This window comes from Streptomyces endocoffeicus (assembly GCF_016741935.1).
GTDB lineage: Bacteria > Actinomycetota > Actinomycetes > Streptomycetales > Streptomycetaceae > Streptomyces > Streptomyces endocoffeicus.
In genome coordinates, this window is record NZ_JAERRG010000007.1 from 86,286 (window position 1) to 112,049 (window position 25,764).

Below are 25,764 nucleotides of genomic sequence, written 5' to 3' on the forward strand. Positions count from 1 at the left end.
ATCCACTCATGAAGATCCACAAGTACGACACCGTCATCGTCGGCGCCGGCGGGGCCGGAATGCGCGCGGCCATCGAGTCGACCAAGCGCAGCCGCACCGCGGTGCTCACCAAGCTCTACCCGACCCGGTCCCACACCGGCGCCGCGCAGGGCGGCATGGCCGCCGCCCTCGCCAACGTCGAGGAGGACAACTGGGAGTGGCACACCTTCGACACGATCAAGGGCGGTGACTACCTGGTCGACCAGGACGCCGCCGAGATCCTGGCGAAGGAGGCCATCGACTCGGTCCTGGACCTCGAGAAGATGGGCCTGCCGTTCAACCGGACCCCGAACGGCACCATCGACCAGCGCCGCTTCGGCGGCCACAGCCGGAACCACGGCGAGGCCCCGGTCCGCCGGTCCTGCTACGCCTCGGACCGCACCGGTCACATGATCCTCCAGACGCTGTACCAGAACTGCGTCAAGGAGGGCGTGGAGTTCTACAACGAGTTCTACGTCCTGGACCTCCTGATGACCGAGGTCGACGGGGTCAAGCGCACCGCCGGTGTGGTGGCGTACGAGCTGGCCACCGGCGAGCTGCACGTCTTCCAGGCGAAGGCCGTCGTCTTCGCCTCGGGCGGCTGCGGCAAGTTCTTCAAGGTGACCTCCAACGCCCACACCCTCACCGGTGACGGCCAGGCGGTCGCCTACCGGCGCGGGCTGCCGCTGGAGGACATGGAGTTCTTCCAGTTCCACCCGACCGGCATCTGGCGGATGGGCATCCTGCTGACGGAGGGCGCCCGCGGTGAGGGCGGCATCCTCCGCAACAAGGACGGCGAGCGCTTCATGGAGAAGTACGCGCCGGTCATGAAGGACCTCGCCTCGCGCGACGTGGTCTCGCGGTCGATCTACACCGAGATCCGCGAGGGCCGCGGCTGCGGCCCCGAGGGCGACCACGTCTACCTGGACCTCACCCACCTGCCGCCGGAGCAGCTCGACGCCAAGCTGCCCGACATCACCGAGTTCGCGCGGACCTACCTCGGCATCGAGCCGTACACGGACCCGATCCCGATCCAGCCCACCGCGCACTACACGATGGGCGGCATCCCGACCAACGTCCAGGGCGAGGTGCTGGCGGACAACGACACCGTCGTGCCCGGCCTGTACGCGGCCGGCGAGGTCGCCTGCGTCTCGGTGCACGGCGCCAACCGCCTGGGCACCAACTCGCTGCTCGACATCAACGTCTTCGGCCGCCGGGCGGGCATCGCCGCCGCGGAGTACTCGGCCACGGCCGACTTCGTCGAGCTTCCGGAGGACCCGTCCGCGTTCGTCCAGGCGCAGGTCGAGAACCTGCGGGACGCGACCGGCACCGAGCGGGTCACCGAGGTCCGCAAGGCGCTCCAGGAGACCATGGACAAGAACGTCATGGTCTTCCGCACCGAGCAGACGCTCAAGGAGGCCGTCGAGGAGATCGGCCACCTGCGCGAGCGCTTCAAGAACGTCAGCGTCCAGGACAAGGGCAAGCGGTTCAACACCGATCTGCTGGAGGCCATCGAGCTGGGCAACCTGCTCGACCTGGCCGAGGTCATGGCCATCTCCGCCCTGGCCCGCAAGGAGTCGCGCGGCGGTCACTACCGCGAGGACTACCCGAACCGCGACGACGTCAACTTCATGCGGCACACCATGGCGTACCGAGAGGTGGGCGCGGACGGCTCCGAGTCCATCCGCCTCGACTACAAGCCGGTCGTGCAGACCCGCTACCAGCCGATGGAGCGTAAGTACTGATGAGCACCCCCACGCTTGAGAAGTCCGACCAGGCCCCCGAGGCGGCCGACGCCACCGCCTCGCACCTGATCACCGTCACCTTCCGGATCCGGCGCTTCAACCCGGAGGTCTCGGACCAGGCGGTCTGGGAGGACTTCCAGATCGACATGGATCCGAAGGAGCGCGTCCTCGACGGCCTCCACAAGATCAAGTGGGAGCAGGACGGCACCCTGACCTTCCGCCGCTCCTGCGCCCACGGCATCTGCGGGTCCGACGCGATGCGGATCAACGGCCGCAACCGGCTGGCCTGCAAGACGCTGATCAAGGACATCAGCCCGGAGAAGCCCATCACGGTCGAGCCCATCAAGGGGCTCACGGTCCTCAAGGACCTGATCGTGGACATGGAGCCGTTCTTCCAGGCCTACCGCGATGTGATGCCCTTCCTGATCACGACGGGCAACGAGCCGACGCGTGAGCGGCTGCAGTCCGCGGCGGACCGCGAGCGGTTCGACGACACCACCAAGTGCATCCTGTGCGCCGCGTGCACCTCGTCGTGCCCGGTGTTCTGGAACGACGGCCAGTACTTCGGCCCGGCGGCGATCGTCAACGCGCACCGCTTCATCTTCGACTCGCGTGACGAGGGTGGTGAGCAGCGGCTGGAGATCCTGAACGACAAGGACGGCGTCTGGCGCTGCCGTACGACCTTCAACTGCACGGAGGCGTGCCCGCGGGGGATCGAGGTCACGAAGGCCATCCAGGAGGTGAAGCGCGCGCTGATCACGCGGCGCTTCTGAGTGGGCTTGCGAATGCGCTTTCGAGTGCGCCTCTGAGTGGGCTTCCGAATGCGCTTCTGAGTGCGCTTCTGAGTCACGAGGGCTGTGGCTCCCTAGGAGCTTGCGGGCGAGGGCCCCGCTTCCCGGGTTTCCGGGGGCGGGGCCTTCGTCGTTGCGAGCCACCGAGAGCTATACACCCTAGGTATACACATGGCGTATAGTCGTGTGCATGGCCACCGCCTACGTTCTCCCGATCAAGACCGCTGCCGCGCTCTTCCCGCTGCTGGCGCTCTTACTGTTACTGCCGACAGCCGTCACCCTGTACCGCCGTCACGGCGTGATGTCCCGAGGGCGGGCGCTGTCGCTGTACGGCTTCCTCTACTACTCGCTCACGGCCTTCTGCATGACGATCGTGCCGCTGCCGCAGCAGACCGCCGACATGTGCCGGCGGTTCGCGATGGTGGCCCATCCGCAGTGGATGCCCGGGAACACCTTCAGAGACATCTGGAAGGAAGCGGACCACAAGGTCGGGCTCAACGCGCTGGTCCTCCAGAACCCCGCCGTCGCCGGAACCGTCTTCAACCTGCTGCTGCTCCTGCCGCTCGGCATCTTCCTGCGCTATCACTTCCGGCGCTCGCTGCCCGCCGCCGCCGCGATCGGCTTCGCGGTCTCGCTGTCCTTCGAGCTGACGCAGTGGAGCGGGGTCTGGGGCCTCTACAACTGCCCGTACCGGCTCTTCGACGTGGACGACCTGATCGTCAACACGGCCGGGGCGATGACCGGTTGGCTGCTGGCCGGGCCGCTCGCGCGGATGCTGCCGACGCTGGAGACGCTGGACGGGCGGGCGCTGGCGGCGCGGCCGGTTCCAGTCGGGCGGCGGCTGACGGCACTGGTCGTGGATGTGGCCGGATATGTCGTCGCCTCGGTGTTCACCGCCGCCGTGCTGACCTACCAGGGCGGATCGGCCCCGACCTGGATGCCGGTGGGAATCTTCGTGGCCTGGTTCGTGCTGCTGCCCCTGGCGACCGGGGCGACCCCCGGAAAGCGGCTGTTGCTGCTGAAGCTGGTGGCGGACGACGGCGGCCCGCTGGTGGCCTGGCGGCTGACCCTGCGCGCGCTGCTGATCGGGGCGTTGGTGATGCCGTTCCTGGCGGGGCTGTTCCTGGCCGTGCTGACGCTGCTGAACGAGCCGTATCCGTCGGGCCTGTTCGCCACCGTCCGCGACTCGGGCACGCAGGGCGCGGCGGCGATTCTCCTGGCGCTGGGCCCCGCTCAACTGCTGGCGGTGCTGGTCGGGTTCACGCTGACGGCGGCGTGCGTACGGAAGACGCTGCGCCACCCGGACCGGCTGGCCCCGCACGACCGCATCTCGGGCATCCGCAACGCGACGCTGCCACACAGGCGGGCGGTGCGGGCGGCTGTACGGGCCGCTGAGCGACCTGCTGACCGGCCTGTTGACCGACTTGGTGCTTCGCCCGCCGACCGGCCCGCTCCGCCCGCTGACCGGCTTGGTGCTTCGCCCGCCGACCGGCCCGCTGCTCCGGACGCTGACCGGCCCGCTCCGGTCGAGGTGGCGCGGGCGGCCGAGGACGCACCGGCGGCCGCACCCGGCCGCCCGGTGGTCACCGTGACCACCACTGGTCCGCGCCTCCGGCTTTGACATCTGACCCATCCGCGCCGGACAGGCCGGGGCCCGCGCCGGGCAGGCTGAGGACGGGCCGGCGGCGAGCCGGGCGCGGGCGTTCAGGCGCGGGTCGAGGCGAGCTCCACGACGGTGACGTCCGGGGGCGCCCCGACCCGTACCGGCGGGCCCCAGGCGCCCGCGCCACGGGTCACATAGAGCTGGGTGTCGCCGTACCGCTCGAGCCCGGCGGCGGTCGGGTTGGCGAGCTCGGCCACATAGGTGCCGGGCCACAGCTGACCACCGTGGGTGTGGCCGGAGAGCTGAAGATCCACGCCCGCCTTCACCGCATCGTGGATCACCACCGGCTGATGGGCGAGCAGCACGGAGGCGCGTGAGCGGTCGCGGTCGCCGAGCGCCTTACCGAAGTCGGGACCGTGGCCCTCGCTCTCGCCCGCGACGTCGTTCACCCCGGCGAGATCGAAGCCGGGCAGCTCGGTGCGCTCGTTCTCCAGGGGCCGCAGGCCCAGCTCGCGGACGTGGTCCACCCACTCGGCGGCGCCCGAGTAGTACTCGTGGTTACCGGTGACGAAGTAGCTGCCGTGGCGGGCGCTCAGCCCGCGCAGCGGCTCGGCGGCCGGGCCGAGGTCGGCCACGCTGCCGTCCACGAGGTCGCCGACGACGGCGACGAGGTCGGGGTTGGTGCGGTTGACCGCCTCGACCACCCGCCGGGTGTGATCGCGGCCCAGGATCGGCCCGAGGTGGATATCGCTGACGACGGCGATCCGGAAGCCGTGCGCCCGGCGCGGCAGCTTGGCGAGCGGCACGGTGACCCGCTTGATCCGCGGCCCACGCAACACGGTGTACGTCCCGTACCCCACCGTCCCGGCCGCCACGGCAGTGGCCCCGACGGCGACGGCCCGCGCGACGAAGAGGCGACGAGAGGGCGCGGGGGCGGGGTCCACGGGATCCACGGCGTCCACGGGGTCCGCCGCGCCGCCCTTGGCGGCCGCCTGTGCGGTGGGCTTGGCGGCGTCGCCCTCGGCGACCTTGACCGCCCCGGCCACGCCGGGCCCCGCCACCCCAGCCGGGGCCTCGATGGCCCCGTCGGCGACGGCCTCGGCTTCACTCACCACAGCCGCGCCCAGGCCATCTCCGGCCGCCGCGCCCGCGCCGCCTTCGGCCGCCGAGCCCTCGCGGCCGCCCGTGCCGACGGCCGCCGGAGCGGGAGCGGGAGCGGGAGCGGCGGCGCCGCTGTCGTCGGCGAAGGCAGTCGGCAGCCCGCCTGACGGGCTGCCTGACGCCCCCGGGCCCTCGGTCGACCGCACAAGCAGGGGGCGTACCGCCTCGCCCGCCAGGAGGGCCAGGGTCAGGTACAGGAGGAGGGCGAGCCAGAGGTAGCCCGGCCAGGCGAGGGCGCGCTGGAGGAGGAAGGGCGCGCCCGCGCGGCCCGCGATCAGCGCGCCGACGCTGATCAGCGGCAGCGCGAAGGCCGCCGCCGTGCCCGTACGGCGCGCCCATCCCCCGCGCGCCGTCGTATCGCGGACGAGCCGCCGCCACACGTACCAGTGGACGCCGGTCAGCAGACCGACGACGACCAGTGCGATCAGGACGTAGAGCACGACCATCCCCGGTCCCCTCCCCTGGCGACTACGCGACTACCTGCCACGGCCGCCTGCCACAACTGCCTGGAACGGCTACTCGGAGGCGTCGTTCCGGCGCAGAGCGCGCACACCACGCAACCCGATCACCCCGATCGCCGTCCCCAAGAGAAACGAGGTGATCGCGAGCAGCAGATGCACCCAAAAGTACGCGGTGGGGTCGCCGGAGTCGTCGAAGGCGAGTCCGCTGGCGTCCTTCCACAAATTTTTGACAAAGGTGAACCAGATGACCCAGCTCCAGACCCCGAAGGCGAGCAGGAACCAGGACACGGGGCGGCTGAGCTTCATGGTCTCCAGTATGGGCAAGGCCTCCCATACCCCCACGCGGGGGTCTGCCGTCAATACATCGGCGCTGCTGTCGCTCTCCTCAGCGACGACAGGTACGTTCACCTCCGTGCCCACACCTTCCTTCACCAGCACTCACGTCCGACACAGCACCCGTAAGAGCACCGGCAAGAGCACCAGCAAGAGCACCGACAAGATCTCCGGCAAGGGCCGCACCCCCGCCCGCCGCGCCGTGGCCCCGCTGGCCGCCGCCGCCCTCCTGCTGTGCGGGCCGCTCGCCGCCACCCCGGCGCACGCCGCCGACCAGCCGGGCGGCTCCACCGACGCGGTCAAGCCGCCCGCGCACATGTCCACGGTGGGCGGGAAGCGGCTCGGCCGCCCCGACACCCAGGTGGACCCGAAGCCTGGCGCGCCCGCGCTGCCCAAGGGGCTCAGCGGGAAGTCGTGGCTGGTGGCCGACGCCGAGTCGGGCGATGTGCTCGCCTCGCACAACGCCCACTGGCAGCTGCCGCCCGCGTCCACGCTGAAGATGCTGTTCGCGGACACGCTGCTGCCGAAGATGCCGAAGACGAAGACCCACAAGGTGCAGCTGTCCGACCTGGAGGGGATGGGTGAGGGCAGCAGCCTGGTCGGGGTCAAGGAGAACTACACCTACTCGGTCCACGACCTGTGGCTCGGCGTCTTCCTGCGCTCGGGCAACGACGCGGTGCATGTGCTGGCGGCCATGAACGGCGGGGTCCCGGCGACCGTAAGGGAGATGCAGGCACACGCGAAGTACCTGAACGCCCGGGACACCCATGTGGTCACCCCGGACGGCTACGACGAGAAGGGCCAGGTCAGCAGCGCGTACGACCTGACCCTCTTCGCCCGCTCGGGGCTGCAGAAGGCGGATTTCCGGGAGTACTGCTCGACGGCGACCGCGCAGTTCCCCGGGACGTTCGAGAAGGACAAGAAGGGCAAGAAGACCCGCTCCAGCTTCGGCATCCAGAACACCAACCGGCTGCTGACCGGCCTCGGCGTTGACCCCTACAAGGGCATCGCCGGGGTCAAGAACGGCAACACCACGAACGCGGGCGCCACCTTCACCGGGGTCGCCCAGCGCGGCAACCGGGTGCTGCTGGTCACCGTCATGAATCCGCAGCAGAAGGAGATGAACGAGGTCTACAAGGAGACCGCGAAGCTCTTCGACTGGGGGTTCAAGGCGTCGGGCTCGGTGAACCCGGTCGGCACCCTCGTCCGGCCGGGCGCGGCGGGCGCGAACCACCCCTCGGCCGGTGACGAGGACGGCCATAAGCACGCCCAGGCGTCCGTCTCGGCGGACGACGGAAGCTCGGGCGGTATGTGGACCGCGGTGGGCATCACGGGCGGCTCCCTGGCGCTGCTGGGCGCGGTGGCCTTCGGGGTGCACCGCCGCTGGCCGCTCCCGGAGCTGGTGCGCCGCCGCTCACGCGACTGAACGAAGCCCTTACGGTCGCCGTGACCGCCTTACGGTCGCCCGCCGTGGCCACCTTACGGTCGCCGCCCGTTGTCACGCCGCCGCCGGCGGGCCCTCCGGCCCGCCAGCGCGGTGCTTTTCGATCTCCGGCTCAGGCGACCCGGACGGCTCGGACAGCCCGGCCGGCTCGGACAACTCGGACGGCTCCTCCGACTCCGACGGCTCCTCCGGCTCGGACGGCTGGGCCTTGTCCGCCTCGGCCGCCCATTCCGCCTCGTGCTCGGCCTGGGCGGCGGGCGGGGTGGCGGTCCAGGCGGCGCAGTACAGCGTGAGTTTCGCGGTGAAGTTGATCCACAGCAGCAGCGCGATGGGCACCCCGAACGCCCCGTACATGCTCTTGGCCGCCACGTCCTTCAGATAGCTGCTGAGCAGCAGCTTGAGCAGTTCGAAGCCGATCGCCCCGATGAGCGCGGCGACCGCGACCGTACGGCGGGGCGGCTCCACGCCGGGGAGCCAGGTCAGCACGTAGCACAGCAGCAGGAAGTCGGCGCCGACGGCGATGAGGAACGCGGCGATCCGCAGCAGCCAGCCGCCGACCCCGTTCTCGGGGATGCCGATCAGCCGGGCGACCCGGCCCACGGCGGTGGCGGCCAGGGCGGACACGGCGAACGAGACGAGCGCCACGCCGCCCAGCCCGATCAGCACGAACGCGTCCTTGACCTTGCGCACCAGCGGATTGCCGGGGTCCTCCGCCAGCTCCCATACGGCGCGCAGGCACTCGCGCAGCGAGCCCACCCAGCTGATGCCGGTGAACAGCAGCAGGGCGCCCGCGACGACCCCGATGGTGGCGGCGTTCTGGACGAGCGCGTTCAGGTCGAGCTGGCCGGAGATACCGGGGATCTGCTGGGCGAGCTTCTTCTGGAGCTGCGCCATCTGCGACTGGCTGAGCGTCGCCGCGCCGATCGCCGCCCCGACGGCGATGAGCGGGAAGAAGGCGATGAAGCTGGTGAACGTGATCGCGGCGGCGAGCCGGGTCCAGTGGACGCGGTCGAGCCGTTCGTACGTACGCCAGGCATGGGTACGCATCAGCCAGGCCAGGGCGGGGCCGACGACAGGCAGCCGGGTCAACGATTCCATGATCAGCAACTACCCTTCTGCGCGTTGTCATTCCTCGGCGCGCCGGGCGCGCGGTACGGATATCCGGGTTCCCCGGACCGGCGCTCCGCTCATCACTCTTTTCGGTGAGGGCGCGCATACGGACGCACGATCACTCCATATGCCATGGATCGTGGGGATAAGTTCCCTCCATGAAGGACGTCGTCGGTTCCCCGCAATCGCTGCTCGTCCTGGGCGGTACGTCCGAGATCGCCCTGGCGACCGTCCGCCGCCTGATCACCCGGCGCGCCCGTACGGTCTGGCTGGCCGGCCGTCCCTCGCCCGCCCTGGAGTCGACCGCGCGGCAGCTGCGGGACCTCGGTGCCGACACCCTTACGGTGCCCTTCGACGCGCTCGCCCCCGAGGCCCACGAGGTGACCCTGGGCAAGGTCTTCGCCGAGGACGACATCGACCTGGTGCTGCTGGCCTTCGGGGTCATGGGCGTCCAGGCTCGGGACGAGACCGATCCCCCGGCGGCGGTCCGGGTCGCCCAGACCAACTACACCGGCGCCGTCTCCGCGGCCCTGATCTGCGCCAACGCCATGCGCCGCCAGGGCCATGGCTCACTGGTGGTGCTCACCTCGGCCGCCGCCGGACGGGTCAGCCGCAGCGACTTCATCCACGCCTCCGCCAAGGCCGGGCTCGACGCGTTCGCCCAGGGGCTGGGGGACGCGCTGCGCGGCACGGGCGTCCATGTGATGGTCGTACGCCCCGGCTTCGTCCGTACGAAGCTCACGGCCGGGCTGCGGCCCGCGCCGCTGGCCACCTCGCCCCAGGCGGTCGCCGAGGCCATCGAGGAGGGGCTGCGGCGGCGCGCACCGGTCGTCTGGGCGCCGGGCGCGCTGCGGCTGATGACGGCGGCACGCCGCCTGCTGCCCCGCGCCGTCTCCCGCCCGAGCGGGCCCGCGTAGGGGCGCGCAGCGGTGTCGATGTGCGGCTCCGCCGCGTGGGCGCGGCCGGCCACGACGGGCCCGCGGATGACTGACGCACCAGAACCCCCACGGAGCGTTCCGGCGGAACGCTCAGTGAGAGGGTGCCGCCGGGCGCGAGAGATCCACCTGACGGGGCACCACGGGCGGCGCACCGCCCGGCTGTTCATCCGCCCCGAAGGGGTATTCGCGGTCCAGCTGCCAGACCCCGTCCGCCCCCTGCTCGTACAGCGCGAAGCCAGTGATCGTCCAGGCGGCCTCGTACTCCTCGAGCTCCGCGAACGCCCGGTCCATCGCCTCCTCGTCGATGCCGTGCGCGACCGTGACATGCGGGTGGTACGGGAACTGCAGCTCACGCGCGCACGGCCCGGACTCCGCCCGGATCCGCTCCTGGAGCGCCGCGCACTCCTCCGCGCCCTCGACGATCCTGACGAAGACCACCGGCGAGAGCGGCCGGAAGGTGCCGGTGCCCTCCAGCCGCATCGGGAACGGCCGCCCCTCGGCCGCGACCCGCGCCAGATGGTCCTCCACGGCGGGCAGCGCCGAGACGTCGACCTCGGTCGGCGGCAGAAGGGTGACATGCGTGGGGATGCCATGGGCGGCCGGGTCCCCGAAGCCCGCGCGCCGCTCCTGGAGGAAGCTGCCGTACGGCTCCGGGACCGCGATCGAAACGCCGAGCGTTACGGTCCCCACTGCGTTCTCCCTCCTGGCCCTCCCGGGCTGCTGGGTTCTGGCCGCTGCACCCGTGTCAGTGTGGCGGCTGCGCCGCCCTCGCGGCTAGATTCCTCGGTCCTTTGGCACACCCGTCCAAAGGCCCCCTGGTCAGGGGGCCGGACCGGTGTGTTCCGCTGTCCGCGCGTCCGTATGGGTACGTGCGCGGGGCGCGCCATGCTCACCGGGCGGTGCGCACGGCGCTCGGCGCGCCGCTCAGCGCGCCGCGGGCAGGAAGCCCACCTTGTCGTAGGTGGCGGCCAGCGTCTCGGCGGCGACGGCTCGGGCCTTGTCCGCGCCCTTGGCCAGGATTCCGTCCAACATCGCGGGGTCGCCCAGGTATTCCTGGGTCCGCTCGCGGAACGGGGTGACCCACTCGACCAGCACCTCGGAGAGGTCGGTCTTGAGCGCGCCGTAGCCCTTGCCCTCGTAACGGCGCTCCAACTCCGCGATGGCGGTGCCGGTCAGGGTGGAGTAGATGGTCAGCAGATTGCTGACGCCCGGCTTCTTCTCCTCGTCGAAGCGGATCTCCGTCTCGAGGTCGGTCACCGCGCTCTTGATCTTCTTCGCCGAGGCCTTGGGCTCGTCGAGGAGGCTGACGATGCCCTTCGGTGTGGACGCCGACTTGCTCATCTTGATCGTCGGGTCCTGGAGGTCGTAGATCTTCCCCGTCTCCTTGACGATGTACGGCTCGGGGACGGTGAAGATCTCGCCGAAGCGGCCGTTGAAGCGGTCGGCCAGATCGCGGGTGAGCTCGATGTGCTGGCGCTGGTCCTCGCCGACGGGGACGTGGTTGGCCTGGTAGAGCAGGATGTCCGCGACCTGGAGGATCGGGTACGTGAAGAGGCCGACGGTGGCCCGGTCGGCGCCGTGCTTGGCCGACTTGTCCTTGAACTGCGTCATCCGGGACGCCTCGCCGAAGCCGGTGAGACAGTTCATCACCCAGCCGAGCTGGGCGTGCTCGGGCACATGGCTCTGGATGAAGAGCGTGCAGCGGTCCGGGTCCAGACCGGAGGCGAGCAGTTGGGCCGCGGCGAGCCGGCTGTTGGCGCGCAGCTCCGCCGGATCCTGCGGCACGGTGATCGCGTGCAGGTCGACCACGGTGTAGAACGCGTCGTGGGTCTCCTGCAGCGCGACGTACTGCCGGATCGCGCCGAGGTAGTTGCCGAGGTGGAAGGAACCTGCGGTGGGCTGGATACCGGAGAGCGCACGGGGACGATCGAGGGCCATGGCACCCATTCTCTCAGGTGTGGAACCAGACTCCGTCCGCCGGTGTATGAGATGTGTGAGGACTGGTGAAGCACAGATCATCGCGCGGGTGCGGGCCGGCGACGCCGAGGCGTATGCCGAGCTGGTGCGGGCCCATGCGCCGATCGCGCACCGCACCGCCCGACTGCTCGGGGCGGGCGCGGATGCCGAGGATGTGGTGCAGGACGCCTTTGTGAAGGCGTATCTCGCGCTCGGGCGGTTCCAGAGCGAGGCGGCGTTCCGGCCCTGGCTGCTGCGGATCGTCGCCCATGAGACGAGTAACGCGGTGCGCTCGGCGCGCCGGAGGCGCACGGCGGCGGACCGGGAGGGGGCGCTGCTGGCCGGAGCCGAGCCGGTGATACCGGAGTCGGCCGATCCGGCGGCCGTGGCGCTGGCGGGCGAGCGGCGGGCGCGGCTGCTGGCCGCGCTGGAGGAGCTGAGCGAGCCGCAGCGGCGGGTGGTGATCTACCGCTATCTGCTGGATCTGGACGAGGGGGAGACCGCGGAGGCGCTGGGCTGGCCGCGCGGCACGGTGAAATCGCGGCTGAGCCGCGCCCTGAGACGGCTGGAGCGGCTGCTGGGGCCGCCGGAGACCTCGGAGACCTGGGAGACCTCGAAGACCTCCGAGACCTCGAAGACCGAGAGGGAGACGGCCGATGAGATGGAGTGGGGAGGCGCGGGAGATGGCCGAGGAAGGGCTGCCCGGAGAGCTGCGGGCGCTCGGGCGGGGGCCGGGGATATCGCCGTCCGGCGCACCGTCGCGGCACGGCGTGTCGCGAGCGGACGGCGTGGAGCCGGAGGACGGCGCGCCCCCGGGGGCAGCGGAGGGCGGCGCCCCGCCGGGGGGCGGGGAGACGCTGGTCGAGCGGGTGCTCGCCCGGATCGTGGGCCTGCCGGTTCCGGTGGCCGACGACGACCGGATCCTGGAGGAGCAGTGGTGGCGGCCGCTGCCCGGCCTGGAGGCCGGACAGGGCCCCGCGCCGGGGGTCAGCCGGTCGGCAGACCGGGCGCCGGGTAGGCCGCCATCAGCTCGGACACCTCGGCCCTGATCTTGGCGAGGGCGCCCTCGTCACCGCTCTTCGCGGCGGTCACCCCGCGGTCGATCCAGTCGGCCACGGCGGGCATGTGCTCGGTGGTCAGACCGCGCGAGGTGAGGGAGGGGGTGCCGATCCGGATGCCGGAGGGGTCGAAGGGCTTGCGCGGGTCGTACGGGACGGTGTTGTAGTTCACCACGATCCCGGCCTGGTCCAGGGCCTTGGCCGCGACCTTGCCCGGCACCTCCTTGGGCGTCAGGTCCATCAGGATCAGATGGTTGTCGGTGCCGCCGGAGACCAGGTCGAAGCCGCGGGCGAGCAGTGCCTCGGCGAGCGCCTTGGCGTTGGCGACCACGGACCGGGCGTAGTCATGGAAGGCGGGCTGGGCGGCCTCGTGCAGGGCCACCGCGATGGCGGCGGTGGTCTGGTTGTGCGGACCGCCCTGGAGCCCGGGGAAGACGGCCTTGTCGATGGCCTTGGCATGGGTCTCGCGCGACATCAGCATCGCGCCGCGCGGACCCCGGAGCGTCTTATGGGTGGTGGTGGAGATGACATCGGCGTACGGAACGGGCGAGGGATGGGCGCCGCCCGCGATCAGACCGGCGATATGCGCGATATCGGCCACGAGCACCGCGTCCACCTCGCGGGCGATCTCCGCGAAGGCGGCGAAGTCGATCGTGCGAGGCACCGCCGTGCCCCCGCAGAAGATCAGCTTGGGCCGCTCCTTGCGGGCCAGCTCACGCACCTGGTCGAAGTCGATCACGCCGGTGTCCTGCCGCACCCCGTACTGGACACCGCGGAACCAGGCGCCGGTGGCGGAGACGCCCCAGCCATGGGTGAGATGGCCGCCCATGGGCAGTGACATGCCCATCACGGTGTCACCGGGCCGGGCGAAGGCCAGATAGACCGCGAGGTTGGCGGGCGAGCCGGAGTAGGGCTGGACATTGGCGTGCTCGGCGCCGAAGACGGCCTTGGCCCGGTTGATCGCCAGGGTCTCCACCTGGTCGATGACCTGCTGCCCCTCGTAGTAGCGGCGGCCCGCGTAGCCCTCGCTGTACTTGTTCTGCAGCACCGTCCCGGAGGCCTCCAGGACGGCGGCGGAGACATAGTTCTCGCTCGGGATCAGGCGCAGGGTCTCGGACTGCAGCAGCTCCTCGGAGCCGATGAGGGAGGCGAGTTCGGGGTCGGCGGCGAGAAGGGCGGGATGGGACAGGGGCAGGCTCATCGAATCCTCCGGGGCGATCGGTGACGGTCCGGTCGTGTCCCGGGGTGCCCAGGCGGGCGGCACCTCGTGGCGCTGTGGCCGCGCATCGCTTCCTCGTGGTCGGTTCCACGCTCGGCTCGCCAGTCACGATGCGCACCCCCACTCTAGCTAGTGAGACAAGGAGGACAAGATGGGACCGGGACGCTCCGCGGAGCGGGCCATCGCCGCCGCCGAGGCCCATGGCGCGCACAACTACCATCCGCTGCCGGTCGTCGTCGCGTCCGCCGAAGGCGCCTGGATGACCGATGTCGCGGGCCGCCGCTATCTCGATCTGCTCGCCGGATACTCGGCGCTCAACTTCGGGCATCGCAACCGCCGGCTGATCGAGGCCGCCAAGGCCCAGCTGGACCGGGTCACCCTCACCTCCCGCGCCTTCCATCACGACCGCTTCGGCGCCTTCTGCTCCGAGCTGGCCGAGCTGTGCGGCATGGAGATGGTGCTGCCCATGAACACGGGGGCAGAGGCGATGGAGACGGCCGTCAAGACCGCCCGCAAATGGGGCTATCGGATCAAGGGCGTCCCGGACGGCCGGGCCAGGATCATCGCCGCCGCGAACAACTTCCACGGCCGGACGACCACCCTCATCAGCTTCTCCACCGATTCCGAGGCCCGTGCCGATCACGGCCCCTTCACCCCGGGGTTCTCGATCGTGCCGTACGGGGATCTGGCGGCGATGGCGGCGACGCTCGACGCCGCACCCGAGGAGACGGTCGCGGTGCTGCTGGAGCCGATCCAGGGCGAGGCGGGGGTGGTGGTGCCGCCGCCCGGCTATCTGACCGGGGTCCGGGAGCTGACCCGGGAGCGGAATGTGCTGTTCATCGCCGATGAGATCCAGTCGGGCCTCGGCCGCACCGGCACCACCTTCGCCTGTGAGCACGAGGGCGTGGTCCCCGATGTCTATGTGCTGGGCAAGGCGCTGGGCGGCGGGGTGGTGCCGGTGTCGGCGGTGGTGTCCTCCCGCGAGGTGCTGGGGGTGCACCGCCCCGGGGAGCACGGCTCCACCTTCGGCGGCAACCCGCTCGCCTGCGCGGTCGCCCTGGAGGTCATCGCGATGGTGCGGACCGGGGAGTTCCAGCGGCACTCGGCCACGCTGGGCGAGCGGCTCCACCGGGAGCTGGGGCTGCTGCGGGGAAAGGGCGTCCAGGAGGTGCGCGGCCGGGGGCTGTGGGCGGGGGTGGACATCGATCCGTCGCGGGGCACCGGGCGGCAGATCTCCGAGCGGCTGATGGACCGCGGCGTGCTGGTCAAGGACACCCATGGCGCCACGATCCGGATCGCCCCGCCCCTGGTGATCAGCGAGGAGGATCTGGCGTGGGGGCTGGACCAGCTGAGGACGGTGCTGGCCGAGTGATCCGGTATCGCCCAGAGAATGACCGGTCTCTCCCAGAGAGTGACCGGTCTCGCTCAGAGAATGACGTGCGGGATGAAGCGCGCGTACTCATCCGTCACCAGCCCCGCCGACTCGCGGATGCCGAGCCCCGCCGACTCGCCCTCGACCACCCAGGTGCCGAGCACCACACGGTTGCCGTCGAAGTCGGGCAGCGGCGCCAGTTCCTGGTAGCAGCACGGCTCGTCGCGTACGACGGGCTCCTCGCCCGGCGGATGCACGGTGACCCCCGCGCCCTCGCGGCCCAGCAGCGGTTTGGCCACATAGCCGGTGGTGCGGGCCAGTTCCCGGGGCCCGTCGAGGTAGGCGGGCAGCAGATGGGGGTGGTCCGGGAAGAGCTCCCACAACACGGCCAGCAGCGCCTTGTTGGACAGCAGCATCTTCCAGGCCGGTTCGATCCACAGGGTGGATCCGGTGCCACCCCCGTTGTCCAGCGTGTCCAGCACATGCGGACCGAACCGGTCGGTGGCCAGCCACTCCCAGGGATAGAGCTTGAAGCAGCTCCGGATGAAGCGGAACCGCTTGTCCACGAAGCGGCCCGACAGCCGTTCCCAGCCGATGTCCTCCATGGAGATCGCCTCGGTCCTCAGCCCGGCCTGCTCGGCCGTCTCCCGGAGGTAGGCCACCGTCATCAGGTCCTCGCCCAGCTCGTCCCCGGCCGAATGGGCGAAGTACAGGGGTGTCCCCGGCGGCAGCAGCGCCGCCTGGGTGCGCCAGGCGTCGACCAGCCGTTCATGGAGGGAGTTCCACTGGTCGGCGCCCGGGAAGCGGTCCTCCATCCAGAACCACTGGGCGCCGGCCGCCTCCACCAGCGAGGTGGGTGTGTCGGCGTTGTACTCCAGCAGCTTCGCCGGGCCCGACTCACCGTCGTAGCGCAGATCGAACCGGCCGTAGACGCTGGGCTGTTCGGCCCGGCGGTGCCAGGACTCGGCGATCAGCCCGGCCAGCCGCGGATCGTCGATGCCGAGGTCGGCGAAGCGGCCGGTCTCGACGATATGGGCGGCCGCCGCCAGCGACATCCGGTGCAGCTCCTCGACGACCTCCTCCAGCGCCTCGACCTCGGGCAGCGAGAAGGCGTAGTAGGCGCTCTCGTCCCAGTAGGGACGCAGCGAGCCGTCCGGGTAGCGGGTCAGCGGATAGATGACCCCCTGCTCCTCCACCGTGGACTGCCAGTCGGGGCGGGGGTCGATGGTGTGGCGCTTCATCGTCGGGCGGCCCGCTCAGCCGCCGCCGGAGCCCGAGCAGCCGAAGCCGCCCCGGTCGGCCGCCTTGCTCTTGTCGAAGGTGCCGTAGTCCGCCCAGCGGCCGCTGACGTCGGAGTCGTAGTACCACTCGCCGTCGACGCCCGATGTGCCGCGGCTCTTCTTGCCCTTGCCGCCCGTGGTGGACGAAGAGCCCTTGCAGGCGCTGGAGTCGACGACCCGATAGCCGTTCACCGCGTCATAGCTGTCCCGGTCCACACAGCGCTTGTCCGGTTCCGAACCACAGGAGGTGAGCGCCGCCGCCAGCGCGCCCATACCGCCCAGGATCACCGTGCTCGACCGCAGCCGCCGCGTCGTCTTCCGTTCCATCCCCGTCTCCCCGTCGCCCCGTCGCCCCGTTCCTCTCCCCCGGGCCGCCGTCCCGCCCGAGGCCCTCGGCTCCCCCGAGGCCATAACCGCCCACCTTAGCCTCGCGCTTTCGCGAAGCGCGCCACTCGCCGGAGGGCGGCGATGGCCGGCCGCTCGTCGTCGGCTCGTGTGACCAGTTGGTGCGGGGAGCCAGTCGGTGCGGGGAGTTCGCTGGGCGCTCGGCGGGTGCGGTGACCTGAGCGCTCGGCGTGTGACTTCGGGCAGCCGGAACGTGGGGCGTCAGGGCAGCACCCGGCACAGCGCCTCCAGCGCGCCCGTGAAGGCGTGGTCGGGCGGGGCGCCATAGGCGAAGACCAGCGCGTCCGGCGGCCCGTCCGGACCCGGTCCGGGCTCGTTCGGACCCGGTCCGGGCTCGTTCGGCTCCCGCTGCTCGCGGTAGCGGTAGCGGGACAGCCCCTCCAGGGCGAGGCTCTGCCAGGCCGCGCCCTGCACCACGGACCGCTCGGTACCGGGCGGCAGTTGGAGCACCGCGTGCAGCCCCGCCGCGATGCCCGTGACCCGCACCCGCGGGGCGCGTTCGGCGAGCGCCGCCACCAACTGGTCACGGCGCCGCCGATAGCGCATCCGCATGCCACGCACATGGCGGTCGTACGCCCCGGAGTCGATGAACTCCGCGAGCGTCAGCTGGTCCAGGGCGCCCGACTGCCACTCCCCGGTTGCCTTGAACGCCAGGACGTCGTCCAGCAGATGGTCCGGCACCACCATCCAGGCCAGCCGCAGCGCGGGCGCCAGGCTCTTGCTGGCGGTGCCCAGATAGACCACATGCTCGGGGTCGAGCCCCTGGAGCGCCCCGACCGGGTGACGGTCATAGCGGAACTCCCCGTCGTAGTCGTCTTCCAGGACCAGCCCGCCCACCCGCGACGCCCAGTCGACCACGGCGGCGCGCCGGTCGGGGTCCAGCGAAACCCCGGTGGGGAACTGATGCGCCGGGGTGAGCAGAACGGTCCGCAGCCCGGCCGACCGGTCCAGCTCCGCCGTCCGCGCGCCCCGCTGATCGACCGGCAGCGGCACGGTGCGCAGCCCGGCCCCGCGCATCACGTTCCAGTGGACGTCGAGCCCGTAGGACTCCACGCCCACCTCACGGTGACCGGCCTTCGCCCGCACCCTGCTGAGCAGGGCCAGCCCCTGGACGAACCCCGCGCAGACCACGATCCGTTCGGGCGCGGCCCGCACCCCGCGGGCGCGCGCCAGATAGTCGGCCAGGACCCGCCGCAGCTCGAGCCGTCCGGCGGGGTCGCCGTAGCCGAAGGCGTCGTTCGGCGCGGCGGTCAGGGCGCGCCGGGCCGCGGAGAGCCAGGCGGACCGGGGGAAGGCCGAGACATCGGGCTGACCGGCCCGCAGATCGTAGGCCGGCCGGGTGGCGGCCACGGCGGCGGGCGGGGGTGTGCGCGGCGGCGCGGGTTCGGGCGGCACGACGCGCCGGGCGACCCGGGTGCCCGAGCCCTGCCGGGCCGTAAGCCAGCCCTCTGCCACCAGCTCCCCATAGGCGTCGGCCACGGTGTTCCGGGCGACGCCGAGGTCGGCGGCGAGGGAGCGGGAGGAGGGCAGCCGGGTGCCCGGGGCGAGCCGCCCGCCGCGGACGGCGTCGCGCAGAGCGCGGATGAGCGCGTCCTTCACCCCGGTCCCGCCGCCCCGCGGCAGATCCAGATGGAGATCCGCCCCCGGCCCGGCCGGACCGCCCGACCGCCGTCCGTACGCGGCAGCCCACTCCCCGGAACCGGCCTGCTGTCCGGGGCCGTCCGCCCGCTGTCCGGGGCCGCCTGTCCGCTGTCCGGGTTCACCCCTCGGAGTGGCCCATGAATCCGCCATGGAAATGGACCATACCCCTGGGCCGCCCGGCCTCTAGCGTGGAGGACATGACGACCGGAACTTCCCACGCACACGGCCCCCGGATGCAGTTCGCCAAGGCCGCCCCCGAGGTCTACAAGGCCATGGTCACCCTGGACGCGGCCGCCAGAAAGGGCGTCGACCCGACCCTGGCCGAGCTGGTCAAGGTCCGTGCCTCACAGCTCAACCACTGCGCCTTCTGCCTCGACATGCACACCAAGGACGCCCGCGCGGCGGGCGAGTCCGAGGAGCGCATCTACCTGCTCAACGCCTGGGAGGAGGCCGGCAACCTCTACACCGAGAAGGAGCAGGCCGCCCTCGCCCTGACCGAGGCCGTCACCGTCCTGACCGACGGCTTCGTCCCGGACGAGGTCTACGAGCACGCCGCCAAACACTTCGAGGAGCGGGAGCTGGCTCAGCTCATCGCCCTGATCTTCACCATCAACGCCTGGAACCGCATCGGCGTGACCACCCGCATGGCCCCCGGCGCCTACAAGCCGAACATGTGACCATCCACCCCCGTTCGTCGTTATCGACGACGGGGGACCGTTATCCGACATCGGAGTCATCGCGTAACGCATGATGGTGACAGGCCCCCGCATGGCAGTACGGCACGAAGGCAACACAGCCAGAAGGGGGACCCGCCAATGGGAGGTCTCGTGATGACGGCGCCACTGCCCGACCAAGAGTTCGAAACTCTGCTCGAGATCCATGCCCGGCTTGAGTTGCCGGAGGGGAAGCGAGCGGAACTCATCGGGGGGGAGATCGTCATCTCACCGACGCCCACGATTTTCCACAACGAGATTTACGCGCGGTTGCAGCGATGGCTCAACCAGGGAGTTCCGGAGGACTGGTTCGTCACCAACACCACGACGGTATTCTTGCCCGCCACCGAAGAGCGATACATCCCTGACCTGGTCGTTTACAAATCCGGCGCCACAAGCAGTCCCGACGACTGGCAGCTCAACGCTGATCACGTCCTGCTCGTCGCCGAGATCACCTCGCCTTCTACCCGGGACCGCGATCTCACAGCCAAGGTCAAGGGCTACGCGCACTCCAACGTGCCGGTCTATTTGCTCGTAGATCCGCACGACGGCGACGGGAGCACGACCGTGTACTCGCATCCCGACGGGAAGGGCCTCTACCGCGATGAGCACCGAGCAATGTTCGGGGAGAAACTGACGCTCCCCGAACCGCTCGACCTCAGCCTGGATACAGCCCTCTTCCCGAAGAAGTAGCTACGGCGCCCTGGGCTGCCCCGCCACTCCTCCAGTGGCTCAGGGCAGCCACTTCTTCCAGACGTCCGGATGCGCCTCGACCCACTTCTTCGCGGCGTCCTGCGCCGACATCCCCTTCGAGGCGATCAACTCGGACACCTCGTTCTGGTTCTCCTTGGTCCAGTGGAACTTCTTCAGGAATGCCGCCGCCTTGCCGCCCTCCTTCGAGAAGTCCGCGTTCAGATACTTCTGCAGCGGTGTGGTCGGGTAGGCGCAGTCGATGGACTCGGGGTCCTTGGTGCCCTCAGCAGCGCACTTGTCCGTGTACTTGGGCAGTTTGACCTCGACCATCGGCACCTGGTTGAACAGCCACTGCGGCTCGTACCAGTACGACAGAAACGGCTTCTCCGCCTTGGCGAACTGCTTGATCTGGGTGATCTGCGCCGCCTCCGAACCCGAGAAGACGATCTGGTAGTTCAACTTCAGGTTCTTCACCAGCGCCTTGTCATTGGTGACATACGACGGTGAGCCGTCCAGCAGCTGACCCTTGCCGCCGCTCTCCGCGGTCTTGAAGGTCTTCGCGTACTTGTTGAGGTTCTTCCAGTTCAGGACGTCCGGATGTTTCTCGGCGAAGTACTTCGGCACCCACCAGCCGATATGGCCGGTGACGCCGAGCCCGCCGCCCGGCACGATCAGCTTCTTGTCCTTGACGTAGCGCTGCTCCTGCTCGGGGTGGCCCCAGTCCTCCAGGATCGCGTCCACCCGGCCCTGGCTGAGCGCGTCCCACGCCGGAATCTCGTCCACCTGGACGGTGTCGACGCGATAGCCCAGTTCGTGCTCCAGCAGATACTGGGCGACCGCGACATTGGACTGGGCGCCGACCCACGACTGGACGGAGAGCGTGACGCTCTTCGCCCCGCCCACATTGGCGTACGGCGAGGACTGCTTGGTCATGTCCGCCGCGCCGCAGCCGGTCGCGGTGAGCAGGGCCGTGACCCCGGTGGCGGCCATCAGCAGCCGCCGGCGTCGATACGTACGGGCCGTAGCCATCTCAGGCCCCCTTCTTCTCGCGGCGCGAGGTCGGCTGGGTCACCCGGTCGAGCATCAGCCCCAGGCAGACGATCGCCGCGCCGGCGACCAGACCGGTCGCCAGATCGCCCTGCGCCAGGCCGAACAGCACGTCGTAGCCGAGCGCGCCCGAACCGACCAGACCGCCGATGACGACCACGGCCAGCACCAGCACCACGCCCTGGTTGACGGCCAGCAGCAGCGCCGGGCGGGCCAGCGGCAACTGGACCTGGAGCAACTGCTGCCCCTGGGTGGCACCGAGGGAGCGCGCCGACTCCAGCGCCGCCGGGTCGACGTTCCGCAGCCCCTGGGTGGTGATGCGGATGACGGCGGGCAGCGCGTAGACGATGGCCGCGGCCGCCGCCGGGGCGCGGCCGACACCGAACAGCGCGACCACGGGGATCAGGTACACGAACTGCGGCATGGTCTGGAACATGTCCAGCACCGGTCGCATCATCCGCTCCAGCCGGGTGCTGCGGGCGGCCCAGATACCGATCGCGAAGCCGAGGACCAGCGTGACGAAGACGGCCGCCAGCACCTGGGAGAGGGTGTCCATGGAGGGCTCCCACACCCCGAGCACACCGATCGCGGCCATGGCGGCGGTGGCGGTCAGCGCGGTGGCCCAGGTGCCGATCAGCCAGGCCAGCGCCGCGACGATCAGCAGCACCGCGTACCACGGGAGGCCCTGCAGCCCGTCACGCAGCGGGTCGAGGATCCACTTGACGTAGTCCGCGGCCCATTCGGCGGTGCCGCCGACGACGGGCACTCCGGTGTAGAGGTGGTCGACCATCCACTCCTTGAACTGGTTGACGGGCTCCTCGATGGCGACGGTCCAGCCGGTCGGCCAGGTCTGGGAACCGATCAGCCGTCCGACGACGGTGATCACCGCGGTGATCGCCGCGACCCCCGCCCACGCGGGCCAGCCGCGCAGCAGCCGGGGCCCGCCCTCGGCCGGGGGCTGGCCGAGCTGCTCGCCCGCCGCCCCGATGGTGCGGTCCATCACGATGGCGAGGAGCACGATCGGGAGTCCCGCGGCGAGCGCCTTGCCGACGTCCACGCTGGACAACGCCTGGTAGACGCGGTCACCGAGACCACCGCCGCCGATCACGGACGCGATCACGGCCATGGACAGCGCCATCATGATCGTCTGGTTGACGCCCAGCAGCAGCTCCTTGCGGGCCAGCGGCAGCCGGGCGGACAGCAGCCGCTGCCGCCAGGTGGCACCCAGCGAGGTCACGGCCTCCAGCACCCCGGCGTCCGCGCCGCGCAGGCCAAGGGCGGTGAGCCGGGCCATGGGCGGAGCCGCGTAGATCACGGTGGCCAGCACCGCGCCGGGCACGCCGTTGCCGAAGATCATCACAACGGGCAGCAGATACGCGAACGCGGGCAGCACCTGCATGGTGTCGAGCACCGGCCTTTGCACCCGGAACGCCCATTCCGAGAGGCCACCGGCCAGCCCCAGCAGTCCGCCGATGACGACGGAGGCGGTGACGGCGATGACCATCAGCGCGAGCGTCTGCATCGTCGGCACCCACATGCCCAGCAGTCCGCAGACGGCGAAGGACACCAGGGTCGTCACCGCGATCCGCACCCCGGCGACCCGCCAGGCGAGCAAGGTCAGCCCGGCGGTGACACCGGCCCAGCCGAGGGCGAGCAGGGCGACGTAGACGGCGCGGACGCCAATGATGATGACGTTGCTGATGTGGCCGAAGAAGTAGAGGAAGATCCAGTGGCTGTCACGGTTGTCGAGGATCCAGTCGCTGGCATCGCCGAGCGGTCCGGACACATCGACGGTCAGCGCGTGCGGCCAGCTGCCGCTCGCCCACTTGGCGTGCGCGAGGGGCACGAGCACGGCGGCGATCACCACGAGCACCGCCAGCTTGCGCGCGGCGCGGCTGTGCACGACGGCGCTCAGCAGGGACGGGCGCGGCGCGGCCACCGCCGTCCCGGTGGTGGCCGGTTCGGTGCCGGGGTCGGTGGAGGGACGGGTGGCGGTGGCACTCACACGCGCCCCCCGGTACGGCCCGGCGGAGAGAGGGTCGAGGTGGGGCTCATGCCGCGGCCACCTCCTTGCCGTCCAGGCCCGCGACGACGCTCAGCAGACAGGCGTGGTCGACGACGCCCAGGCAGCGGCCGCCGTCCACGACGCGCGCGGGGCCGCCGGTACGGGCCACGGCCTCGATCGCGTCGGCGACCGTGGTGCTCGGGGCCAGCGCGGGCCCGCCGTCCTGCTCGTCGGAGTTCGCGGGGCGCATGGCGCGGCGCACGGTCAGCACCTGCTCGCGCGGCACATCGCGGACGAAGTCCCGTACGTAGTCGTCCGCCGGGGAGCCGACGATCTCCTCCGGGGTGCCCAGCTGCACGATCCCGCCGTCGCGCATCAGCATGATGCGGTCACCGAGGCGCAGCGCCTCGCTGAGGTCATGGGTGATGAAGACCATCGTCCGGCCCTCCTCGTGGTGCAGCCGGATGACCTCCTCCTGCATATCGCGGCGGATCAGCGGGTCGAGCGCGCTGAACGGCTCGTCGAAGAGCAGCACCTCGGGGTCGACGGCGAGCGCCCGGGCCAGGCCCACGCGCTGCTGCTGACCGCCGGAGAGCTGGCCGGGGCGGCGGCGCTCGAGACCGGTGAGGCCGACCTTCTCCACCACCTCGGCGGCCTTGGCCCGGCGCTCGGCCTTGCCCATGCCCTGGATCTCCAGCCCGTAGGCCACGTTGTCGAGGACGGAGCGGTGCGGCAGCAGCCCGAAGTGCTGGAAGACCATGGCGGCGCGGTGCCGGCGCAGATCGCGCAGCCGGGCCTTGTCCATGGCCAGGACGTCCTCGCCGTCGATCTTCAGAGTGCCGGAGGTGGGCTCTATCAGCCGGGTCAGGCAGCGGACGAGGGTGGACTTGCCGGAGCCGGACAGCCCCATGACCACGAACACCTCGCCCGGCTGGACGTCGAAGGAGACCTCGCGGACGGCGGCGGTGCAGCCGGTGCGGGCACGCAGCTCACCGGCGGACAGCTCGGCCTCGGCGGAGCCGGGGATCCGGTCGGCCTTGGGACCGAAGACCTTCCACAGGTCGCGGACCGAGAACACCGGGGTGCGCTCGCCGCTCTCGGGGATGCTGGGGGTGTCGGGCGTCTCGGGGACCACGGTCGTAGCCATCACGCCTCACCTCCCGGCGCAAGCGTGGCGGCTCGGTCATCGGGCCTGTGCCGGTCCCGATCGCGCTCCTCGAACAGCAGCTCAGCGCACTTCTCGCCCACCATCAGGACTCCGATCATCGGGTTCACGGCCGGCATCGTCGGGAAGACGGACGCGTCGGCGATACGGACGCCGCTCAGGCCCCGGATCCGCAGATCGGGGCCGACCACGGCGAGTTCGTCCGACGTGGCACCCATACGACAGGTGCCCGCCGGGTGGTACACGGTGTGCGCGACCTTGCGGGCGTACTCGCTGATCTCCTCGTCCGAGGTGATCTCCGGGCCCGGGCACACCTCGCGCTTGAGCCAGCTCGCCAGCGGTTCGGTCTTGGCGATCTCACGCGCGACACGAATGCCGTCGACCAGCGTGCGGCCGTCGTAGTCCTCCTCGTCCGTGAAGTACCGGAAGTCGAGGGCGGGCTTGACGGACGGGTCGGCGCTGGTGAGGTAGAGCCGGCCGCGGCTGCGCGGCTTGGGGATGTTGGGGGTCATCGACACGCCGTGCTCGGGCTTTTCGTAGCCCAGCCGCTCCGGATTGTCGGTGAACGGGATCTGATAGAAGTGGAACATCAGGTCCGGGCCCCGGGATTCGGGGTCCCGCCGGATGAACAGCCCCGCGTCGGAGTCCATCGCGGAGTTGTCCGGAATCGGGCCGTCCGTCTCCCACACGATGACCGACTCGGGGTGGTCGAGCAGATTCTCGCCGACACCCGGCAGATCGTGGACGGCGGGAATGCCCAGCGTCTCCAGATCGTCCTTGGGCCCGATACCGGAGTGCATCAGCAGCCGCGGGGTGTCCACGGCGCCCGCGCAGACCAGGACCTCGGTCTCGGCCCGGACCAGGATCTCCTCGCCGTCCTTGGTGCGCACATGCACGCCGGTGACCCGGCCGGTGTCGTCCAGCTCCAGCTTGTACGCCCAGGTCTCCAGCATCAGATGGAGGTTGGGCCGGTCCAGGAACGGATGCAGATAGGCGACGGACGCCGAGGAACGCTTGTTGTTCTCCGGGTGGTACGCGAGGTCGAAGAAGCCGACGCCCTCGTGGAACGGCTTCTTGTTGAACCCCTCGACCCGATCCACCCCGGCGGCGGCCTGGGCGGCGTCGACGAAGTCCCGTGCGATCGCGTTCCGGTCCTTCTCGTCCACCGGGACGATGTTGTTGCGCAGCCGCTGGAAGTACGGGTCCATGGACTCCGCGTCCCAGCCCTCGGCGCCGGCCTCGGCCCACTCGTCCCAGTCACCGGGCAGCGGCTTGAAGGAGATCAGGGTGTTGTGCGAGGAGCACCCTCCGAGCACCCGCGCCCGGCTGTGCCGGATATGCGAATTTCCGCGTGGCTGCTCGGTGGTGGGGTAGTCGTAGTCCAAGTCGCCGCCGAGCAGGCCGAGCCAGCGGCGCAGGGTGAGCACATCGGGCCGGTCGACATCCGACGGTCCGCCCTCGATGACGGCGACACGGATGTCCGGGTCCTCGGTGAGCCGGGAAGCGATCACCGATCCTGCGGTGCCGCCACCGATCACGACGTAGTCGTATGCGACAGGTACGGACATGTGGGGTTACTCCTCGCGGTCTTACCCAAACGGCTCGC

21 protein-coding genes, 1 pseudogene and 1 riboswitch are annotated in these 25,764 nt (G+C 70.8%); of the genes and pseudogenes, 9 read left to right on the forward strand and 13 right to left on the reverse strand.

Annotation, left to right across the window (positions count from 1 at the left end; all coding sequences use genetic code 11):
• Positions 1–8: 8 nt before the first annotated feature.
• From sdhA to JK364_RS19065, 3 genes are all read left to right on the forward strand, one after another.
• Positions 9–1,763: a succinate dehydrogenase flavoprotein subunit gene (gene sdhA / locus JK364_RS19055; protein WP_201852320.1), complete on the forward strand. Its 1,755-nt coding sequence runs from the start codon at positions 9–11 to the stop codon at positions 1,761–1,763.
• Complete coding sequence (locus tag JK364_RS19060; RefSeq protein ID WP_201852321.1) at positions 1,763–2,536, forward strand: succinate dehydrogenase iron-sulfur subunit; 774 nt, start codon at positions 1,763–1,765, stop codon at positions 2,534–2,536. Before sdhA ends, JK364_RS19060 begins: the two co-directional genes overlap by 1 nt.
• 208 nt (positions 2,537–2,744) lie before the next feature.
• Positions 2,745–4,175, forward strand: coding sequence for a VanZ family protein (locus JK364_RS19065; protein ID WP_230992179.1), 1,431 nt, complete (start codon positions 2,745–2,747; stop codon positions 4,173–4,175).
• Positions 4,176–4,258: 83 nt separating this feature from the next.
• Here the strand turns inward: JK364_RS19065 and JK364_RS19070 are convergent, their stop codons facing one another.
• Positions 4,259–5,764: a metallophosphoesterase gene (locus JK364_RS19070; RefSeq protein ID WP_201852322.1), complete on the reverse strand. Its 1,506-nt coding sequence runs from the start codon at positions 5,762–5,764 to the stop codon at positions 4,259–4,261.
• 69 nt (positions 5,765–5,833) lie between these two features.
• Positions 5,834–6,085 carry an SCO4848 family membrane protein gene (locus tag JK364_RS55330; protein ID WP_037953585.1) on the reverse strand — a complete coding sequence of 84 codons (252 nt, stop codon included), beginning with the start codon at positions 6,083–6,085 and terminating at the stop codon, positions 5,834–5,836.
• 10 nt (positions 6,086–6,095) lie between these two features.
• Here JK364_RS55330 and JK364_RS19075 point away from each other — a divergent pair, with 10 nt between their 5' ends.
• Positions 6,096–7,538, forward strand: a complete 1,443-nt coding sequence (locus JK364_RS19075; protein ID WP_504941797.1) for a D-alanyl-D-alanine carboxypeptidase family protein — start codon at positions 6,096–6,098, stop codon at positions 7,536–7,538.
• 72 nt (positions 7,539–7,610) lie between these two features.
• Here JK364_RS19075 and JK364_RS19080 read toward each other — a convergent pair whose 3' ends face one another.
• Positions 7,611–8,654 carry a YihY/virulence factor BrkB family protein gene (locus JK364_RS19080; RefSeq protein WP_201852323.1) on the reverse strand — a complete coding sequence of 348 codons (1,044 nt, stop codon included), beginning with the start codon at positions 8,652–8,654 and terminating at the stop codon, positions 7,611–7,613.
• 170 nt (positions 8,655–8,824) lie between these two features.
• Here JK364_RS19080 and dprE2 point away from each other — a divergent pair, with 170 nt between their 5' ends.
• Complete coding sequence (dprE2, locus tag JK364_RS19085; RefSeq protein ID WP_201852324.1) at positions 8,825–9,583, forward strand: decaprenylphospho-beta-D-erythro-pentofuranosid-2-ulose 2-reductase; 759 nt, start codon at positions 8,825–8,827, stop codon at positions 9,581–9,583.
• Between the two features lie 111 nt (positions 9,584–9,694).
• Here the strand turns inward: dprE2 and JK364_RS19090 are convergent, their stop codons facing one another.
• Together JK364_RS19090 and trpS are read right to left on the reverse strand one after the other, a co-directional pair.
• Positions 9,695–10,294 (reverse strand): 2'-5' RNA ligase family protein, encoded by a 600-nt coding sequence (locus JK364_RS19090; RefSeq protein ID WP_201852325.1) that lies wholly within the window; start codon positions 10,292–10,294, stop codon positions 9,695–9,697.
• 234 nt (positions 10,295–10,528) lie between these two features.
• A complete protein-coding gene (gene trpS, locus JK364_RS19095) occupies positions 10,529–11,542 on the reverse strand; it encodes a tryptophan--tRNA ligase (RefSeq protein WP_201852326.1) in 1,014 nt (337 codons plus the stop codon).
• Positions 11,543–11,618: 76 nt separating this feature from the next.
• Here trpS and JK364_RS19100 point away from each other — a divergent pair.
• Positions 11,619–12,143 (forward strand): annotated as a pseudogene (locus JK364_RS19100) (RNA polymerase sigma factor); the annotation flags it as partial.
• A 404-nt stretch (positions 12,144–12,547) separates the two neighbouring features.
• Here JK364_RS19100 and glyA read toward each other — a convergent pair.
• Positions 12,548–13,819 carry a serine hydroxymethyltransferase gene (gene glyA, locus JK364_RS19105; RefSeq protein ID WP_201852327.1) on the reverse strand — a complete coding sequence of 424 codons (1,272 nt, stop codon included), beginning with the start codon at positions 13,817–13,819 and terminating at the stop codon, positions 12,548–12,550.
• 39 nt (positions 13,820–13,858) lie between these two features.
• Positions 13,859–13,956: riboswitch (ZMP/ZTP riboswitch) on the reverse strand.
• A 32-nt stretch (positions 13,957–13,988) separates the two neighbouring features.
• On the opposite strand from glyA, the gene rocD reads away from it, so the two are divergent.
• On the forward strand, positions 13,989–15,209 hold the full coding sequence (gene rocD, locus JK364_RS19110) for an ornithine--oxo-acid transaminase (RefSeq protein WP_201852328.1): 1,221 nt from the start codon (positions 13,989–13,991) through the stop codon (positions 15,207–15,209).
• 53 nt (positions 15,210–15,262) lie between these two features.
• Here rocD and JK364_RS19115 read toward each other — a convergent pair whose 3' ends face one another.
• From JK364_RS19115 to pdxR, 3 genes are all read right to left on the reverse strand, one after another.
• Positions 15,263–16,450, reverse strand: coding sequence for a glutathionylspermidine synthase family protein (locus tag JK364_RS19115; protein ID WP_201852329.1), 1,188 nt, complete (start codon positions 16,448–16,450; stop codon positions 15,263–15,265).
• Positions 16,451–16,465: 15 nt separating this feature from the next.
• Positions 16,466–16,816: a hypothetical protein gene (locus JK364_RS19120; RefSeq protein ID WP_020870628.1), complete on the reverse strand. Its 351-nt coding sequence runs from the start codon at positions 16,814–16,816 to the stop codon at positions 16,466–16,468.
• A 279-nt stretch (positions 16,817–17,095) separates the two neighbouring features.
• The gene (gene pdxR / locus JK364_RS19125; protein WP_201852330.1) at positions 17,096–18,685 is read right to left on the reverse strand and encodes a MocR-like pyridoxine biosynthesis transcription factor PdxR; all 1,590 of its coding nucleotides are present in this window, start codon (positions 18,683–18,685) and stop codon (positions 17,096–17,098) included.
• Between the two features lie 47 nt (positions 18,686–18,732).
• Between pdxR and JK364_RS19130 the strand changes: the two genes are divergently transcribed.
• Both JK364_RS19130 and JK364_RS19135 read left to right on the forward strand, forming a co-directional pair.
• Positions 18,733–19,212, forward strand: a complete 480-nt coding sequence (locus JK364_RS19130) for a carboxymuconolactone decarboxylase family protein (protein ID WP_201852331.1) — start codon at positions 18,733–18,735, stop codon at positions 19,210–19,212.
• A 153-nt stretch (positions 19,213–19,365) separates the two neighbouring features.
• Positions 19,366–19,941, forward strand: a complete 576-nt coding sequence (locus JK364_RS19135; protein ID WP_201852332.1) for a Uma2 family endonuclease — start codon at positions 19,366–19,368, stop codon at positions 19,939–19,941.
• A gap of 39 nt (positions 19,942–19,980) precedes the next feature.
• Here the strand turns inward: JK364_RS19135 and JK364_RS19140 are convergent, their stop codons facing one another.
• The 4 genes from JK364_RS19140 to JK364_RS19155 all read right to left on the reverse strand — a co-directional run bounded on the left by JK364_RS19140 (position 19,981) and on the right by JK364_RS19155 (position 25,726).
• The gene (locus JK364_RS19140) at positions 19,981–20,970 is read right to left on the reverse strand and encodes an ABC transporter substrate-binding protein (RefSeq protein ID WP_230992181.1); all 990 of its coding nucleotides are present in this window, start codon (positions 20,968–20,970) and stop codon (positions 19,981–19,983) included.
• 1 nt (position 20,971) lies between these two features.
• Complete coding sequence (locus tag JK364_RS19145; RefSeq protein WP_201852574.1) at positions 20,972–22,927, reverse strand: ABC transporter permease; 1,956 nt, start codon at positions 22,925–22,927, stop codon at positions 20,972–20,974.
• A 112-nt stretch (positions 22,928–23,039) separates the two neighbouring features.
• On the reverse strand, positions 23,040–24,140 hold the full coding sequence (locus tag JK364_RS19150) for a quaternary amine ABC transporter ATP-binding protein (RefSeq protein ID WP_201852333.1): 1,101 nt from the start codon (positions 24,138–24,140) through the stop codon (positions 23,040–23,042).
• A complete protein-coding gene (locus JK364_RS19155) occupies positions 24,140–25,726 on the reverse strand; it encodes a GMC family oxidoreductase (RefSeq protein ID WP_201852334.1) in 1,587 nt (528 codons plus the stop codon). Before JK364_RS19155 ends, JK364_RS19150 begins: the two co-directional genes overlap by 1 nt.
• Between the last annotated feature and the right edge of the window lie 38 nt (positions 25,727–25,764).